Annotated in this window: 12 protein-coding genes; 9 read left to right on the top strand and 3 right to left on the bottom strand. The window is 63.2% G+C overall.

Annotated elements, in window-relative coordinates:
* Positions 1 to 33 precede the first annotated feature (33 nt).
* The 9 genes from ftsH (at position 34) to GTA51_RS05430 (ending at position 12,916) form a co-directional block, all read left to right on the top strand.
* Entirely contained in the window at positions 34 to 2,067 is a 2,034-nt protein-coding gene (gene ftsH / locus GTA51_RS05390; RefSeq protein WP_160959327.1) for an ATP-dependent zinc metalloprotease FtsH, read from the top strand.
* A complete protein-coding gene (gene folP / locus GTA51_RS05395) occupies positions 2,057 to 2,908 on the top strand; it encodes a dihydropteroate synthase (protein WP_246197993.1) in 852 nt (283 codons plus the stop codon). The genes ftsH and folP overlap by 11 nt, the downstream gene beginning before the upstream one ends.
* A 41-nt stretch (positions 2,909 to 2,949) precedes the next feature.
* Positions 2,950 to 3,717: a diadenylate cyclase CdaA gene (gene cdaA, locus GTA51_RS05400; RefSeq protein ID WP_170300324.1), complete on the top strand. Its 768-nt coding sequence runs from the start codon at positions 2,950 to 2,952 to the stop codon at positions 3,715 to 3,717.
* A complete protein-coding gene (locus GTA51_RS05405; RefSeq protein WP_160959331.1) occupies positions 3,714 to 4,610 on the top strand; it encodes a CdaR family protein in 897 nt (298 codons plus the stop codon). Before cdaA ends, GTA51_RS05405 begins: the two co-directional genes overlap by 4 nt.
* Positions 4,611 to 4,638: 28 nt before the next feature.
* On the top strand, positions 4,639 to 5,991 hold the full coding sequence (glmM, locus tag GTA51_RS05410; RefSeq protein ID WP_160959332.1) for a phosphoglucosamine mutase: 1,353 nt from the start codon (positions 4,639 to 4,641) through the stop codon (positions 5,989 to 5,991).
* A gap of 240 nt (positions 5,992 to 6,231) precedes the next feature.
* The gene (gene galU, locus GTA51_RS05415; RefSeq protein ID WP_160959334.1) at positions 6,232 to 7,104 is read left to right on the top strand and encodes a UTP--glucose-1-phosphate uridylyltransferase GalU; all 873 of its coding nucleotides are present in this window, start codon (positions 6,232 to 6,234) and stop codon (positions 7,102 to 7,104) included.
* Between the two features lie 171 nt (positions 7,105 to 7,275).
* The gene (gene priA / locus GTA51_RS05420) at positions 7,276 to 9,654 is read left to right on the top strand and encodes a replication restart helicase PriA (RefSeq protein ID WP_160959336.1); all 2,379 of its coding nucleotides are present in this window, start codon (positions 7,276 to 7,278) and stop codon (positions 9,652 to 9,654) included.
* A 24-nt stretch (positions 9,655 to 9,678) separates the two neighbouring features.
* Entirely contained in the window at positions 9,679 to 10,779 is a 1,101-nt protein-coding gene (locus GTA51_RS05425) for a hypothetical protein (RefSeq protein WP_160959338.1), read from the top strand.
* A 247-nt stretch (positions 10,780 to 11,026) separates the two neighbouring features.
* The gene (locus GTA51_RS05430; protein ID WP_246197994.1) at positions 11,027 to 12,916 is read left to right on the top strand and encodes a PAS domain S-box protein; all 1,890 of its coding nucleotides are present in this window, start codon (positions 11,027 to 11,029) and stop codon (positions 12,914 to 12,916) included.
* Here GTA51_RS05430 and GTA51_RS05435 read toward each other — a convergent pair.
* The 3 genes from GTA51_RS05435 to GTA51_RS05445 are packed head-to-tail and all read right to left on the bottom strand — an operon-like array spanning position 12,885 to position 17,835.
* On the bottom strand, positions 12,885 to 14,582 hold the full coding sequence (locus GTA51_RS05435) for a glycosyltransferase family 2 protein (RefSeq protein WP_160959341.1): 1,698 nt from the start codon (positions 14,580 to 14,582) through the stop codon (positions 12,885 to 12,887). The genes GTA51_RS05430 and GTA51_RS05435 overlap by 32 nt on opposite strands.
* Positions 14,579 to 15,664, bottom strand: coding sequence for a glycosyltransferase (locus GTA51_RS05440; protein WP_246197995.1), 1,086 nt, complete (start codon positions 15,662 to 15,664; stop codon positions 14,579 to 14,581). The genes GTA51_RS05435 and GTA51_RS05440 overlap by 4 nt, the downstream gene beginning before the upstream one ends.
* An 8-nt stretch (positions 15,665 to 15,672) precedes the next feature.
* Positions 15,673 to 17,835: a methyl-accepting chemotaxis protein gene (locus tag GTA51_RS05445; RefSeq protein WP_343039475.1), complete on the bottom strand. Its 2,163-nt coding sequence runs from the start codon at positions 17,833 to 17,835 to the stop codon at positions 15,673 to 15,675.
* Positions 17,836 to 17,845: the final 10 nt, after the last annotated feature.

Raw genomic sequence — 17,845 nt, forward strand, 5'->3', positions numbered from 1 at the left:
TTGGTCCCCATCCGTCCTGCGGAGGACCCTAGTTTGAACAGCTTTGCGAAAAATCTCATGCTCTGGGCGGCCATCTCCCTGGTCATGGTCGTCCTGTTCAATTTGTTTAACCAGCCCCAGACTCAAAGCGCCAAGCTTTCGTATTCCGAATTCATGCAGAAGGTGAATGCCGGAGACGTGGTTTCCGTGAAGATCCAGGGCAAAAAAATCACCGGCGTGGCCACGGGCGGGGGCAAATTTTTGACCTACGCCCCCGAGGATCCCAGCCTCGTCGGGTCGCTTATGGCGAAAAAAATCGAGGTCATGGCCGAACCGGACGAGGAATCGCCCTGGTATATGACCTTACTTGTGTCCTGGTTCCCCATGCTGCTCCTGGTCGGCGTCTGGATCTTTTTCATGCGCCAGATGCAGGGTGGCGGCGGGCGGGCCATGAACTTCGGCCGTTCCCGGGCGCGCATGATCACCCAGGAACAAACCCGCATCACCTTTGACGACGTGGCTGGCGTGGACGAAGCCAAGGAAGAGCTGTCGGAAGTGGTGCAGTTTCTTTCCGACCCCAAAAAATTCACCCGCTTGGGCGGGCGTATCCCCAAGGGCGTCCTGCTCATCGGATCGCCGGGAACCGGGAAAACCTTGCTGGCCCGGGCCGTTGCCGGCGAAGCCGGGGTGCCGTTTTTCTCCATCTCCGGTTCTGATTTTGTGGAAATGTTTGTGGGCGTGGGCGCTGCCCGGGTTCGCGATTTGTTTTTACAAGGCAAGAAAAACGCCCCGTGCCTCATTTTCATTGACGAAATCGATGCCGTGGGCCGGCAGCGCGGGGCAGGCCTTGGCGGCGGCCACGACGAGCGCGAACAGACCCTTAACCAGTTATTGGTCGAGATGGACGGTTTTGAATCCAACGAAGGCGTCATCCTCATTGCCGCCACCAACCGGCCCGATGTCCTGGACCCGGCCTTACTGCGTCCCGGCCGTTTCGACCGGCAGGTGGTGGTGCCGACCCCGGATGTGCGCGGCCGCAAGCGTATTCTTGAAGTCCATACCCGGCGTTCGCCGCTTTCCCCCGACGTGCAGCTCGACGTCCTGGCCCGGGGCACCCCGGGCTTTTCCGGGGCCGACCTGGAAAATCTGGTCAACGAAGCCGCCCTGCAGGCCGCCAAGATCAACAAAGACCGGGTGGACATGGCCGACTTCGAGCACGCCAAGGACAAAGTGCTCATGGGCAAGGAGCGCCGCAGCCTCATCCTCACCGACGAGGAAAAGCGCACCACTGCCTATCACGAGGCCGGCCACGCGCTGGTGGCCAAGAAATTGGCCGGCACCGACCCTATCCACAAGGTGTCCATCATTCCGCGCGGCATGGCCCTGGGCATCACCATGCAGTTGCCCACAGACGACCGGCACAACTACTCACGCGACTTCCTGCAAAAAAATCTGGCCGTGCTCATGGGCGGCCGGGTGGCTGAGGAGCTGGTACTCGACCAAGTGACCACCGGGGCCGGCAACGACATTGATCGCGCCACCACCATGGCCCGCAAGATGGTCTGCTCCTGGGGCATGAGCGAAGTGCTCGGCCCGTTGGCCTACGGCGAGAGCGAAAGCGAGGTCTTTCTCGGCAAGGATCTGGGGCATCATCGCAATCTCAGCGAGGAGACCTCGCGCCAGATTGATGCTGAAGTGCGAAAGATTGTCGAATCGGCCTACCGCCGGGCCCGCGGCATCCTCGAAAACGAAAGGCCGGCCCTGGAATCCATTGCCAAGGCCCTGCTCGAACGCGAGACCATTACCGGCGACGAAATTGATCGTCTGTTGCGCGGGGAAACCCTGCCTCCCCCGGAATTCCCGGCCGGGTCTCCAGGTGCTACGGCCGGGGGCTCTGCTGCCACGCCGGAAACCGGACCCCAAGGCGCTTCCGGCCCCGTGGCCGCAGCCGGGGCAGGCACCGCCACGGGCGCGACAGCCGCAGCGGCCCCAACATCGAATGACGAGTTCACCCTCGAACCCGATGACACCAAAACGACGGACGACGTGCCTCCGGCCGCCGGCTCCGATCAGGGCCATGGCCGGTAACAGCCAAAGCCTCTGGCGTCTGGGAACTGGGCGGGATATCGATTGCGCCGTCGACCGCATCGCCGGCATCGTCAACGTCACCCCGGATTCCTTTTACGACGGCGGCCGCCACGACAGCGTGGCGGCCGCCGTCGCCCATGGTCTGCGTCTGGCCCAGGAAGGGGCGGACATCCTGGATGTGGGCGGCGAGTCCACCCGGCCGGGGGCGGCACCGGTCCCGGACGCGGCTGAGATAGCCCGGGTCGTGCCGGTCATTGCCGCCCTGACCCGGGCGCGGCCCGACCTGCCTGTTTCCGTGGACACCTACCGGGCCGGCTGCGCCGCCGCCGCCCTGCAGGCCGGGGCGGTCATTGTCAATGACGTGTCGGCCTGTACCTTTGATCCCGGACTCCTGGAACTGGTGGCCGAACGTCGGCCGGGATACGTGCTCATGCACAGCCTGGGCCGGCCCGACGTCATGCAGCGGGATCCCCGCTATGACGATGTGGTGGCCGAGATTCTGGCCTTTTTCGAAGAAAAACTGGCCATGCTGGTGCGGGCAGGACTTCCGGAAGACCATGTGGTCCTTGACCCGGGCATTGGTTTTGGCAAACTGCCCGAGCACAATCTGGCCATCTTGCGCCACCTGGACCGGTTCGCCGTTTTGGGCCGGCCCATCTATCTCGGGCTGTCCAACAAATCCTTTTTCGGATCCCTTTTGGCGCTGCCTGTGACCGAGCGCGGAGAGGCTACGGCCGTTGCCTCGGCCCTGTGCGCCGGCAAGGGTGCACGCATCCACCGTGTGCACGACGTGGCCATGGTCAAAACGGCCCTGCGTCTGGCCGCAAGCCTGGCTGCCTGAGGCGGCCGTCGCCGCCGCAAGTCAGCCGTATCATGGCTATTATGCTAAATTTCTTTGATAATATTCATATTACCTGGCGCGAAATCCTCGATATCGCCGTCGTCACTTTCATTTTCTACCGCGGTCTGATGCTTATTCGCGGCACCCGGGCCGCCTCGGTGCTGCACGGGTTTTTGCTGCTCATCATTGTCTATTACGTCTCCGGCGAATTCGGACTCAACACCCTGCATTGGCTGCTCACCAACTTTTTGGGCTCGATCTTTTTAGTCATCATCATCCTGTTCCAGGCCGACATCCGAAAGGCGCTTTCGTCGGTGGGCGCGGGGGGATTTTTCCGGTCCCGGCGGCGGGAGTCCGTCAATGAAGCGGCAATAAACGAATGCATTCTGGCGGTCTTTCAGATGGCCCGGGCCAAGATCGGGGCATTGATCGTCTTTGAGCGCCGGGTGCCCCTGGGCGACTGGATCGAGCGCGGCGTGGAGCTTGGAGCCCGGCCCAGCCGGGAACTGCTCGGCACCATTTTTTTCCCGGACACCCCCTTGCACGACGGGGCGGTCATTATCCAGGGTGACACCGTGGCCGCTGCCGGCTGCATTTTACCGCTCATTGCCGGCGTGACCCTGGACGCCAGTCTCGGCACCCGGCATCGGGCGGCCCTTGGCATTACCGAGGAAACCGACGCCTTGGCCGTGGTGGTGTCTGAGGAGCGGGGGGTGGTGTCGGTGGCCCAGGGTGGCAAACTTGTTTCCCCGGTGGACGAATTGACACTGAAAAACATGCTGTGGAATCTGTCGGCCAAACGCACATGAAACCGAACTGGCAATACCTCCTGTTGGCCTTGGCCATGGCCCTTTTTTGCTGGTATCTGGTGACCGGCCGGGAAAAGGTTGATACCTGGATGCCCATGCGGGTGGAGATGACCGGGCTGCCCGAGGATCTCTACATCAAATCCGGTATGGTCGCGACCGTGGACGTGTTGGTGCGCGGGCCGCGCGGCGTGGCCCGCAAAATCGACGAGAGTCAGATCGTTTACAGTCTGCATCTCGGCAGGATCGCGGCCGGCAAAAATATCGTCCTTTTTGAGACAAAAAACGTGCCCCTGCCCAAGGTTTACGAGGTGGTGGAGATTCGTCCCACCCGGCTGGAACTTGAAGTCGAGCGTCGGGCGGTCAAGACCGTGCCGGTCAAGGTCGTGTTGCGTGCTTCACCGCCGGATGGCTTCGCCATGTCGGCGGCGCGGGCGACGCCGGATGCGGTGCGCCTCAGCGGTCCGGCCGGCAAGCTCGACAAAATCACCGAAATTCGCACCCAGCCCGTGACCCTGCCTCAACCGCCACCAGCCCGTTTCGACGACCGGGTGCCGCTGGATGTGCCGGAGGATCTGGAAGCGACGCCGCCGGCAGTGCAGGTGGTCATGGGTTTTACCGCAAAGGAATCGGAGATCACCCTGCGCGCCCCGCTGGCGATAAAAAAGCCCAAAGGCCGCGAGGCGGAAGTCTCCCCCCAAGCCGTGACGTTGCGCATCAAGGGTCCGGCAGCCATTGTGGCAGACAAGGATTTCCCGGGATTGGTGGAAGCCACGCTGGAGTTAAAGCCGGACATCGAACCCGGAAAGTACGAAGCATCCTATCGGGTTAAAATGCCCCAGGGATGCGAACTTATTGAGGCCAAACCCGACAAGGTGTCGCTCACTGTAAAATAAAGCCAGCCTCAACCGACTGGAACGGAACATGGATAAAAAGCTTTTCGGAACCGATGGTCTTCGCGGCAGGGTCAATGCCTATCCAATGACACCCGATGTGGTCATGCGCCTGGGGCTTTCTGCGGGTCTGCATTTTCACAACGGCGGCCGCCGGCATAAAGTGCTCATCGGCAAGGACACGCGCCGTTCCGGTTATATCTACGAATACGCCCTGGCCTCTGGCTTTTGCGCTGCCGGTATGGATGTGTTTCTGGTCGGACCGCTGCCAACGCCGGCCATCTCGTTTCTCACCCGCGATATGCGGGCCGATGTGGGCGTGGTGATTTCGGCCTCCCACAATCCTGCCTGCGATAACGGCATCAAATTTTTCGACCACATGGGTTTTAAGCTCCCTGATGCCGTGGAAGCCGAGATTGCGGCCTCGGTTGAAGGCTGCTCGCGGGATTGGATTCTCCCCGAGCCCGATGCCGTGGGCCGGGCCTTCAAGCTGCAGGACAGCACCGGCCGCTACAACGTGTTTTTAAAAAATTCCATCCCCCTCGACATCAATTTCGAGGGCATGAAAATCGTACTCGATTGCGCCAATGGCGCGGCTTTCCGGGTGGCCCCCCTGGTCTTTGAAGAGCTTGGGACCACGGTCATAAAAATCGGTGTGGACCCCGACGGAGCCAACATCAACCAAGGCGTTGGCTCGCTTTATCCCGAGCAGATGGCCAAAATGGTGGTGGAGACCGGGGCCGATATCGGCATCGCCCTGGATGGCGACGCGGACCGGGTTATCGTCGCTGACGAAAAGGGCCGCATCCTGGACGGCGACCAGATCATGGCCATCTGCGCCCTGGATTTTCTGGAGCGCGGCGCCCTTCCGGGCAATCTGCTGGTGGCCACGGTCATGAGCAACATGGCCTTGGAAGTGTTTATGGCCGAGCGGGGCGGGCGGTTGTTGCGCACCCCGGTCGGCGACCGCTACGTGGTCGAGGCCATGCGGGCCAATGGGGCGGTGCTTGGCGGTGAGCAGTCGGGGCATCTCATCTTTTTAAACCACAGCACCACCGGTGACGGCACCCTGGCCGCGTTGCAACTCATGAAAATCATGGTGCGCAAGGGCAGGCCCCTGTCGGAGTTGGCAACGCTTTTGGCTCCCTATCCGCAAAAACTCGTCAACGTGCCCGTGACCCGGAAAATTCCCTTCAGCCAAGCGCCGGCCATCGAAGCGGCCGTGGCCGAGGCCGAAAAACGTCTGGCCGGTCGCGGCCGGGTGCTGCTGCGCTATTCCGGCACCGAATCCCTGGCCCGGGTCATGGTCGAGGCCGAGGATGCGGCCTTGGTGGAATCGCTGTGCGCTTGCCTTGCCGCCACCGTGGGCGAGGCGCTGCGCTGACAGCCGCTGCGCTGACAGCCGCTGCGCTGACAGCCGCTGCGGCAGTGGGATCACCGGAAATGTCTTTTGGGACTGGACTTGTGAAAGCAAAGGATTTACCGTCCATTGGTGATGCCGGGAGCCACGGAAACGCGTGTTGGCGGCATCATCGGGTGGGTCAATATCCGGACGGCCGGCGCATGGGCGCGGTTCGCCGCCTCCGAAAAATACCGGGCAGTGCGCGCATTCAAGGAGAAGAGCATGGAAATTAAGAAGGTGGTCATTCCCGTCGCCGGATGGGGTACGCGGTCCTTGCCGGCCACGAAGAACATCCCCAAGGAAATGCTGCCCGTCTATAACAAACCTGTGGTGCAGTATGTGGTTGAAGAAGCCCAGGCCTCGGGCCTGCAGGATGTGGTCTTCGTCACCAACCGCAACAAGACCATCATCGAAGATCACTTCGATTACAACCTGACCCTTGAGGATCTGCTCTCCCGCACCGGGAAGACGGAGATGCTTAAAAAGGTCCGGGAAGTGGCGGAAATGGTCAACATCATCTCCGTACGCCAGAAAAAGCAGCTGGGCCTGGGCCACGCCGTGCTGTGCGCCCGCGAGATCTGCAAAAACGATCCCTTTGCCGTCATGGTCGGCGACGACCTTATGTTTAGCATGGAGCCGGGCATCAAGCAGCTCCTGACCGTGGCCATGACCGAGCATATGCCGGTCGTCGGCGTCATGGAAGTGCCGCCCCACATGGTGTCGCGCTACGGCATCATCGATGGCGAAGAATTTGCTCCGGGCATGTACCGCGTGCGCGATCTGGTGGAAAAGCCCAAAGTCAACGAGGCCCCTTCGCGTCTGGCCATCGTTGGCCGCTATGTCCTTTTCCCGGATATCTTTTACCATCTGGAGAAGGTGGCTCCGGGGCACGGCGGCGAAATCCAGCTCACCGATGCGCTCAAGGGGCTGGCCGGCAACAACCGGTTGCTCGCCGTCAAGATCCAGGGCCAGCGCTTCGACGCCGGCGACTGGGTGGACTATCTCACCGCCAACATCTATTTCGCCCTGCACGACGAGGTTTTGCGCGAGTCGCTGGTGCCCCGTCTGCGCGAGTTGCTGCCTTTTGGGAATTAGGCCGTTCGTCCTGCCCTGGCAGTGTCCATCGACGTATCGCGCCCGGGGGGATCGCCCTCCGGGCGTTTGCATTTGGACAACGCGTTGCCAGCCGCTGCCGTGCCCAGGGGGCCTGACCCAGGGGCGCATCCCCCTCAAACGCGCCGCCCTGTCGGGTAAGGACGCCAGCCCATGACTGCCGCCATTGCCGTGGCGTTGACCGCGCCGCCGTACAGCATCCTCACCTACGCCCTGCCGCCGCATTTCGGCCTGACGGATTTTCCGGTTGGGCTGCGCCTGATCGTGCCTGTGGCCGGTTGGCTGCGCACCGGCGTTGTCTGGGAGCAGGACGCCCCCCGACCGGCCGGGGTGACCCTGCGCCCGGTCGTCTGGCCACTCGAGCGTGCGCCGCTGTGTGACGCCGCCTATCTCCAGCTCGTCAACACCCTGGCCAGCCGGCACATGGCCCCGCCCGGACGCATTCTGGGGACGCTGTTGCCGCGCGGGCTGCGTACGGCCAAAGTGGTGTTTGAAAACGACGAGGCCGGCCTGCCCAGATTGCTGACCGCCCAGGCCCTTTCACGCAAATCCCCTGACGAGCAGGCCCAACTCGCGACCGCTTGGCGGGCCGGGGCCATGCGTTGCCGCCTCGATGCCGCGGCGCGCGATCCGTTGTGCTCTTTGGCGGCCGATCCGCCCTGGCCGGTGCGTCCCGGAGCGGCCAAGCAGCTGGCTGTGCTCGATCTGCTGTGCGACCTCGGCCCGACTTCCTTATCCGATCTCAAAAAACGCCTTGGCCCCGGGACGCTCCCAATCCTGCGCCGCCTCGCCAGTCTGGAGCTGGTGCGTTTTGACGAAGGCGAGGCCACCTGTCCGCTACCCGAGCCAGGCAGTGGCCAAGCGTCGGAAATGCCGCCGCTCACAGCCGAACAGGCTGCTGCCCTGGCCACCCTGGCCCCTGTGCTGGACCAGCCGGACGGTGCGGCCCGACTGGTCTACGGCGTCACCGGCAGCGGCAAGACGCGCCTTTATATGGAGCTGACCCGTCTGACCCTGGCCAAGGGACGCCAGGTGTTGCTGCTTGCCCCGGAAGTGGCCCTGGCCGCCAAGCTCCACCGGGCTGCTCTACGGGCCTTTCCTGAAGCTTGTCCCGTACTTTCCCATGGCTACCAGCCGCCGGCCGTGCGGGAGCAGGCCTTTGCCCGGGCGGCTGCCGCTGACGCCCCGGCCATTGTGGCCGGCACACGGTCGGCCCTGCTATTGCCGCTGCGCAATATCGGGCTCATCGTCCTTGACGAGGAGCATGACGGGGCCTTTAAACAAGAGGACCGGCTGCCGTATCAGGCCAAGGAAGTGGCGTTTTTCCGGGCCAATCAGTCCGGGGCGCTCCTCGTGCTCGGTTCAGCCACCCCGGATGTGAAGACGTATTACGCTGCCAAGGCCGGCCATGTACCCATGGTGCGTCTGGCCCACCGGGTGGGAGGGGGCGGCCTGCCGGCCATCGAACTGGTGGACATGCGCGGAGCGGGCAAGCTGACGGCTGTTGCCGGCAAACGCGAAACCGGGGACCGCACCGGCGTGCTGACGGATCTGGCTGCCGCCGCCCTGGCCGAAACAGTGGCGGCCGGCGATCAGGCCATGATTCTGCTCAACCGCCGCGGCTATGCGCCGCTGCTTTTTTGCCTGGACTGCGAAGCGCCGGTGCGCTGCCCGCGCTGCGAACTGTCCCTGACTTTCCACAAGGACCGCGAGCGGCTGGTGTGCCATTACTGCGGCCTGGCCCGGCCCCATCCCTCGCCGTGCCCGATCTGCGGCGGGGCGAGCTTTTTGCCCATGGGCGTGGGGTCCGAACTGCTGGAGGAACAATTGTCCGGGGTGCTGCCGGCAACGGCCCGGGTGGCCCGCCTGGACCGCGACGTGGCCCGGCGTCCCGAACGGGCCGAGGCCATCCTGGCGGAATTTGCCTCGGGCCAGGCCCAGGTGCTGGTCGGTACCCAGATGCTCTCCAAGGGGCACCATTTCCCGGACGTGACCCTGGTCATTGCCGCCGATGCCGATCTGGGCCGCAATCTGCCCGATTACCGGGCCTCGGAGCGCACCTTTCAACTGCTCACCCAGGTGGCCGGCCGGGCCGGGCGGGGCGAGCGGCCGGGGCGGGTGCTTATCCAGACGCGGATGCCGGATGATCCGTTTTTCGCCCATGTTGTTCGCAGTGATTTTGAAGGCTTTTACGAACTGGAGCTTTCCCGGCGTCGCCGGTTATGCTATCCGCCTTTTACCCGTCTGGGGTTGGCCCGCTTGAGTTTTCCCCGGGAAGTGGAAGACGGTTTCGGGCTGGTGGCGGCCGTTGGGGAAGCGATGCGTCTGGCCGCAGCACCCCTTGGGGTGCGGGTGCTCGGGCCGGCTCCTGCCCCCTTGGCTCTGGTTGCCGGGCGCAGGCGGTTTCATTGCTTGCTCAAATCGCCGGATTGGCCGGCCGTGCGGCAGGTGTTTGCCGCCGGCCGCCAGGCCTTGGCCGGTGCGGCCAACATCCGGTTCGTCCTTGATCTCGATCCCGTGGATATGCTCTAACGCGCCATTTTTTGGAGGCAGCTTTTGAACGACGCGTTTGCAAATGATGATGGGCAGTTGTTGCGTGCGGTCGAGAAAACCTTGACCGAACGCCGCCAGGCCGGGCTGGACGGTCTGGTCGGCGGACTGGCCGCCGTTGTCCTTAATGTCGCCCCGGCCGATCTCGTGCCTGCGGCCGAGGAGTTGCTCGGGTCCACCGGCCTTCGTTTCGAGGCCGCCCTTACCGATCCGCTGACCGCCGACGGCGCGCCGGCCCTTGTGCTGCGCGATGGCCTTGGAGCGGATTTTCTCATTAAAAGCCGTCCCGCCGGCCAGGACAATCCGTTTCTGCCGTATAACACCGGCGCCAAGACCGGACAGGACGCGGCGGCGCGCCTGGAAACCTTCGTTTTCATCTGCCATGACCTTCCCCGTTACGTGGCCCTGCAACAGGCACGGGGCGTGGCGTTTTTAACGCCGGCCCCCCTGGTGACGGAGACGTTCTCCTTTATACAGACCGCGCCCTCGGCCCATACCGGCAATTCGCTGGGCTTTCTCCAGTGGCATGGCCGACCGGGAGCCTACGCCCACGCCCGGAGTCGGCTGCTGCCCCTGGCCCCGGTCAAACCGGAGCGTCCCTGGCTGGCTCACCTGGGCGGCCTCGATCATGTGGCCACGCGGGTGCAGGCCCGGCACCGCGACAGCGCCATCACAGAGTTTTTGGCCCTGACCAATTACCGCTTTGATTTCGCAGTCTACGTTGCATCGCTCAATTCCATCACCAATGTGGCCCGTCTGGGCCTTGGCGACTACGCCCAGGTCTTCACTTCGGGCATCATGCCGGCAGATGGTCAGGCGGATGCCGGCCCAACCGAGGGGTTTATTCGCAATTACGGGCTGCGGCCCCACCACATGGCCTTTGGCACGGACAGCATTGAAGACGTGGTGGCCGGGCTGACCGCTGACGGCATGCAGTTTTTGTCGCCCCTGGTTGGTTCGCGGGAAGAGGGCCTCAAGCAGATTTTTTCGGCCATGTCGGCGCGAACTCTGCTGGTCAATGAGTATATAGAGCGCTATGATGGCTTTGATGGGTTTTTTACCAAAAGTAATGTGACCCGACTGACCAAGGCGACGGAAAATCAGTAGCCGGAGTGGTTTTTAAGGCTGCGGCGAATTTTCAGGTGCCTGTCGGGAAGAGCGGAGTGCCCGGATACCGCTTCGCTTTTTCTTCTTCTCCGGACGGCACAGCATGTCAATCCAAGAGCGTTACCAACAGCAGAAAGTGAGTGGCCGCATGCCGGTCAGTATTGCATTATTGTATACAGTTCTTGGATTTTTGTGGATTCTCTTTTCCGACAAATTGGCCGACATGCTTTTTCGATATGACCCAGATATGCTCTTGCGAGTCTCTTCCTATAAAGGATTTGCTTTTGTTGTCGTCACCTCGCTTTTGCTTTTCTTCCTACTCAAGCGCCACGTCAAAGCCTATCACCGCAAGGAACTGGAGCTGCTTCAAAGTGAAGAGCGCTATCGTCTGGTCGTGGAATATGCTCCGGACGCCATCCTCATCCATGACGGCGTCCGGTTTGTGTTTGCCAATACCGAAGCTGCCAAAATTTTCGGTGCCGATGCACCGGATCGGCTCGTTGGTCGCGAAATTTTTAGCCTTGTCCATGAGGATTTTCGAGCCTCCGTGGCCGAGCGCATGGCCCAAAACCTCGTTGCGAAAGTCCCGGTCATGCTGCGTGAACAGTGCTATCTGCGGTTGGACGGCACATCCCTGGAAGTGGAGGTATCGGCGGTTCCTTTTGCCTTGAACGGCGCTGATGGTGCCCTGATCTTTATGCGCAATATCGGCCCGCGCAAGGCCGCCGAGCGCAGCCTGCGGGAAAGCGAGGCCAAATACCGTCTGCTGGCCGACAATGCCCACGACCTCATCTATACCCTTGATGCATCCCTGCGTCTGACCTACATCAGTCCTTCGGTGAAAAAATTGCTTGGCTTTACCGTGGATGAAGCCCTGGCCAGATCCATGGAAGAGACCCTGACGCCCGAATCTGCCGCCCGGGTCAAGGAGGCCGTTCGCCAAAGCATGGAGGCCGATCCTGCCGGGCGCAGCGCGCCGCGTGCGATCGATATTGAAATGTACCGCAAAGACGGGACAACGGTCTGGGTGGAAGCGGTGGTGCGCAGGATCTTTGACGCCAAAGGCAAACTTATTGGCTTTGTAGGCGTCTCGCGTGACAGCAGCGAGCGGCGGCGGGTCGAAGAGGAGCTGCAGCTGTCCCGACAGTTCACGGCGTTGGTGCTGGCGGCCATTCCCGACCCGGTGTTCGTCAAGGACAGCAGCCACCGGTTTGTGCAGGTCAATGAGGCCTTGTGCGCCATGCTGGGCCAGCCGGCTGACGCCATTATCGGCAAAGCGGATGTGGATTTCGTGTCCCGCGACGAGGCGGTAGTGTTTGTCGAACGCGATAATCTGGTGCTGGAAACCGGCCAGCCCGATCTTTACGAAGAGCGATTGACCGACAGCCAGGGACAGACCCACATCCTGGTCACACGCAAGGGGCTTTTTGTCGATCCCAAGGGGAACCGCTATATCGTCGGCGTCATTCGGGACGTCACCAGCGACAAGATCAGGGAGCGGCAGTTACGCGATTCCTTGTTGGAAAAGGAAGTGCTGCTCAAGGAAGTCCACCACCGGGTCAAAAACAATCTCCAGATCATCTCCAGTCTGCTGTTCCTGCAAAAAGACACCGTTAACGATCCGGCTATCCAGACTATCTTTGAGGAAAGCCGTAACCGCATCGCCTCCATGGCGCTTATTCATGAAGAGCTGTACCGCTCCGGCGATCTGGCCCGGGTCGATCTCAAAGAATATCTGGAGCGGCTGGCCCCCAAAGTGGTGCAATCACTTCGCGGCTCGAAAAGTATCGGCTTTGCCCTCAATCTGGCCGAGTGCCGGGTCAGCGTGGACAAGGCCATTCCCTTTGGGCTGGCCATCAATGAACTGCTGACCAATGCCGTCAAACATGGGTTTGCCAACCGCGACGCCGGCAACATCCGGGTGGCCCTTACTTGCGAGGCGGGCATGATCCTGGCCGTGGTGGAGGACGACGGGGTCGGGTTGCCGCCGGGATTTCATCCAGACGCCGTTCGCTCGCTTGGCATGCAGCTCGTGGTGCAGTTGACCCGGCAGTTGCGCGGCGGGCTGACCTTTGGCAGCAGTCCCCAGGGGGCTGCCTTCCGCCTCACCTTCCCTTTGGCTGATCCGGCCGCGTAGGCACCTCTGCGAGCAGCCCTGCTGCGCCCATTTCCAGCCTTTTTTGCCGCAAATCATTTGCCGCCACCGTGCGCTGCCGCTGGACCAGCTCGGCCAGATGGTCGGCGTGCTTGGCCACGAGCTTGTGCCGGTTGGCCTGGGCTGCGGCGAGCTGCTGCGGCGATTGCGGGGCCAGGGCCGGGGCCGGGCGGCGGTGGGCCACCGTCAGATGGCCCTGGTAGACGGGCGGCGTGCCGGCCAGGACCAGACGCAGATCGTGGTCCACGTCGTCGTACTGGGAGGGGCTGTAGCGGATATCGAAACCATCGGCCCGGGCCAGCCGGTCGCGGCGAAACAGATGACAGCAGCCCATGACCGTCAGACACGGCCGCATGTGTGAAAATCCCATGAAATTGAAGCCTTGGGCGTGCAGATCGCCAATATGCAGGCCGTCGCCGCCACTGGGGGGCGGTGTGAGCATGCCGTCCACACCCTGGGCAATGGCCGGGTTTCGGGCGTCGGCCACCTGGCAGCCCCAGACCCCGGCCTCGGGATAGGCGGCGGCGGCGGCGGCCAGTCGGCCCAGCCAGTCGGGGGGCAAATCCACATCGTCGTCGAGATAGGCCATAAAATCGGCCGACTGGGTGCGGGCATCCGCAGCCAGCCAGTTGCGGGCCGCCGGCGCGCCGATATTGACCGGCAGCCGGATGGAGACCAGTCGCTCCCGGCCCAGGCGCTCGACCCAGGCCGCGACGACCGCCGGGGTGGCGTCGCCGGAGGCGTTGTCCAGGACGAACACCTGGGTTGCGCCGTCGCACATGTTTTGATCCGAAGCAAACAGGGAGGCCAGCGTCCGGTCGAGATCCGCGGCCTTGTTAAAGGTGTAAAGGGCCACGGCCAGACTCCCGGGCAGGCGGGAGACGGCGCGGGAGCGGCCCGAAACCAGATCGGCCAGGGCGAGCTGGGCCGAAACATGTTCGGGCATGGCCCGGACCAGGGCAGACAGCTGGTCCCGGGCCAGTGCGGCATCGCCCAGGGCCAGGGTGGCCAGTCCCAGGCGAAACAGGCCCGCCGGCCAGGGGGCCGTGGCCGCAACAGCCTGATAGTGGGTGAGGGCGGCTGGCCGGTCGCCGGCCAGCAGGGCCAGATCGCCGGCGACTTTGGCGCGAAGGGGTGCCAGCTCGCCGGTCAGGACGCAGCCGGCCAGGCTGCCTGCCTGGTCAAAGTCGCGGACCAGCACGGCCCGGCGCAGGGCCACATGCAGCCAGAACAGGGCGTGGCGGCCGGTGCGGATCTCGTTGTCCAGGAAGCGGCTCAGGCGGGCCTCGTCCCCTGCGGCGGTCAGACGCTCAAAATAGGCCGTGCTTTCCGGGACGGTAAAGCGGCTGGCCAGGGTGGCGGCCAGGGCGGCAAAGCCCGGATCGAAGCTGCCCGGCGGCAGGGCCGGCAGCAGGGCGACCAGCGCCTGGGCCGTTGGCCCGTAGAGCGGGTCTTCTTCCAGGGCGGCCGCCAGGAGCAAGGCTTGGCGTTGCCGCCACTGCGCCTGGGCGTGGGCTGGAGCACCCTGGGCGGCGGTTGCGGCCAGGGCGGCGGCGCGCCGCAGGTGGTCGCGGCCCACCGTGCCGGCCAGGAGCAGATCGCCAAGGGCTGTCGGAAAGTGGGGATCATCCAACCACACCGGGTTCATGGCGTGTCTCCTTGGGCGGCGCTGCGCCAGGCATCTCCAAACGCGCTGGCTCCGGTTGCGAGCCAATGGGAGCGGTCCAGGGCCTCCCGGGCCTTGCCCGCCAGTCGGCGGCGCAGGGGCGCATCGGCCACCAGCCGGGCCACGGCCTCGGCCCAGGCCTGGGGCTGGGGTCCGACCAGCAGACCGGTCTGTCCGTCTTCGACCACATCCTGGTAGGGCGGCAGATCGGCATAGATGCCGGCCGCGCCGCTGGCGGTATATTCCAGCCATTTGATGGCGCTTTTGGCCCGATCAAAGGGCGTATCGGCCAGGGGGGCCAGACCGATGGCCAGCCCCAGACGCGGCAATTTGGCGGCGTAGGCGGCGTAATCCGGGGCAAAGGGCAGGATCGTTGCTCCGGGAAACGTCCCAGGAGCCGGCGGGCAGCCGTAAAAAACGAAGCGGCCGGAAAATCCCGCCGTCTGGGCCAGTCGGGACAAGGCTGGTTCAAGACAGGCCAGATCCGGGGCATGGGAGGGGGTGGCGGCAAAGCCGATGGCGGCCACGGGCCGCTGCGGGGGCGCGACCGGCTGCCACAGCGCTTCGGGGAGGCAGTTTGGGACCACGCGCACCCTGGCGGCCAGGGGGCGAAAGACGGCGGCCAGCCCGGGGGTGCTGACAGTGACCAGGGTGGCGCGCCCGGCCGTGTCGCGGATGTGGGGCACAAGCGCAGCCATGCGGGGGAAAAAAGGATGCCCGGCCGGGACAGCGGTAAAATCGTCGTCGGTGTCATAGACCACGGGTTTGCCGCTGGCAAAAATGGCCTCCAGGATGGGGGCGGTGCGGGGACCGGGAAAAAAGCGCTGGATGAGGACCAGATCGGCTGCGGCCAGGACATCGGTGGCCACGGTATGGCCCGGTCCGCTGGGCACGACGCCCATGAGCAGGCGCACGGCCGGCGTTAAGGCGCGCACCGGCTCAAACACCCGCAACCGGGCGCAGGCGGCCGCCGGATCGTCAAATCCGTACAGGGCGATGGTCAGTGCGGCGGCAGGCATGGGCGGCAGGGAGGCGCGCGTCGGCCGGCCCAAACGCGCGCCCAAGGGCCGTTCTAGGCGCCTAACGCTTTGGGCCGACGGCCGCCGCGGAAGACGACTTCCGCCCGGGCCGTGTGGGGATCGTTGTACGAGACGCTGATATCGACCGGTTCCTTGAAGAATTCCGCCGCGCCCCGCAGGATGCCTTCGTAATATTCCGGATAGGCCCGCTTGGAGTGGTAGGTCATGACCAGCCGGTCGCCCATGTCTTCGTAGGTGAAGCGCGGGGGCATAAGACCGGGCATATCCTTGGTGAGCCGGGCATGGGTATCGTTCATGGTCAGGAAGAAATCCTTGAGGGTATCGGCCTTGAAATAGCGCGGATAATGGCGGTGGAATCCTTTGATGGTAAACCGTCCCAGGGCCAGGAAGATGTCCTTGGTGGATTTGCCGGATTTTTCCGACGCGAAGTCGGCCATCTGGCGCAACACCTGATCCGGGTAGTTCTGGGTGGGCAGGAAGGTGGGATGCCCCATGGCCTCCTGCATGGCGTCAAACACCTTTTGGCCGAACTGTTCCCGGATGAAATCCTGCATGAGCTTGGGCAGGATGCCCTTCATATTGCCCTGGGACTGGCGCAGATTGAGCGCATTGCCTTGGCGTTGGGCAAAGGCACCGGCCAGGGTGAGCAGGGAATTGGCCAATTCGGCCAGTTCACGGGTGGCCTGGGCAGTCTGGCCGGCCCCTTCGTCGGCCTCGGCGGCCACGCGGGCGATGACTTCGATGTTGTGGCTGATCTCTTCGGCGGCGGCAGACTGTTCTTCGGCGGCGGCGGCGATCTGGGTCACCTGTCCGTTGACCTCGTTAATGCGGGCTTTGATGCGTTCCAGGGCTTCGCCGGCCTTATGGGTGGCCTCGGTGCTGGCGCTCACCCGGGATTCCGTTTCCTGCATGGAGGCCACGGCATGGCGGGAGCCGTCCTGAATTTCGCGGATGGATTTTTCCACTTCCTTGGTGGCGGTCATGGTCTTTTCGGCCAGTTTCCTGACTTCGTCGGCAACCACGGCGAAGCCGCGTCCGGCGTCTCCGGCCCGGGCCGCTTCGATGGCGGCATTTAAGGCCAGCAGATTGGTCTGGTCGGCGATATCGTTAATGACGCTGATAATGCGGCCGATCTCGGCGGCCTGACCGTCCAGGGCGGTGAGCACCTGGCCGAGCTTGCCGGCGGATTCGGCCACGGCCTTGATGCCGACAACGGCCTCGCGCACTTCCACGGCCCCGCTTTCTGCGGCTTCATTGGCGCTGGAGGCGGCCCCGGAGGTCTGGGAGGCGTTTTGGGCCACTTCCATGACCGTGGCCGTCATTTGTTCCATGGCGGTGGCCACGGAGTCGGCCTGATCTTTTTGCTGCTGCGCCCCGCGGGCCTGCTCGTCGGAGGAGGCGGACAGCTCTTCCGAAGCCGAAGCCACCCGCTGGGAGAGTTCGTTGATTTCGTCGCCGAGGTTGCGCAGTTCGCTCTGCGTCTTTTCGAGTTCGAGTTGCTTGTTATGGATTTGCGACTGGTCGGTGATGGTGGTTACCGCGCCAAGGAGATCCCCACGCAGGCCGTGAAAGCAATCGACGGTGATATAGCAGGCCAGGGACCGGCCGTCCCACAGGGTGAGCGAACGTTCGTCATGGATGGAACTGCCGCGGTGGAGGGCGTCTTCCGTGATGGATACTCCGGATTTGTTGTAAAATGCCTGGCTGACGGTCTTGCCGATGAGGTCCGGCTGTGGCTTTCGCAGCATCACGGCCATGGATTGACTGCAATGGGTGATAATGCCGTCTTTGTTGGTGATAAAAAAAGGCGTTCCCACGGCGAGCACGGCAGAACGATAATATTCTCGCCGCAACATACTAAATTCCATGGCTTCGGCCGCTTTTTGGCCCAGCGGGCCAAACGTATTCCAGGATTCTACTTCGTCGAGCAGAAAGGTCCGCTTGTCGGAATTAATTTTTTGAAAGCCCTGGTACAAGGCGTTAATCGGTGTGCTTATGCGTTTGGCGACAATAAAAGCGACAACGCAACCAACGAAGGCCAAGGCGAACGCAAGGTATAGATTTCCGATATACGTCGAAGCGATGATGCTGATACTCAGGAGGATTCCTTGCAAGAGACTTGCTGTCCCCGGAGAGTACGTAGATTCGTGAGTGCTCATAGGAACTCCTGTCCTTTTTTTTGTATCCAAAACCATTCCATCCCAA

The sequence above is a fragment of the Solidesulfovibrio aerotolerans genome (genome assembly GCF_009856865.1).
In the GTDB taxonomy this organism is placed as follows: Bacteria; Desulfobacterota; Desulfovibrionia; order Desulfovibrionales; family Desulfovibrionaceae; genus Solidesulfovibrio; species Solidesulfovibrio aerotolerans.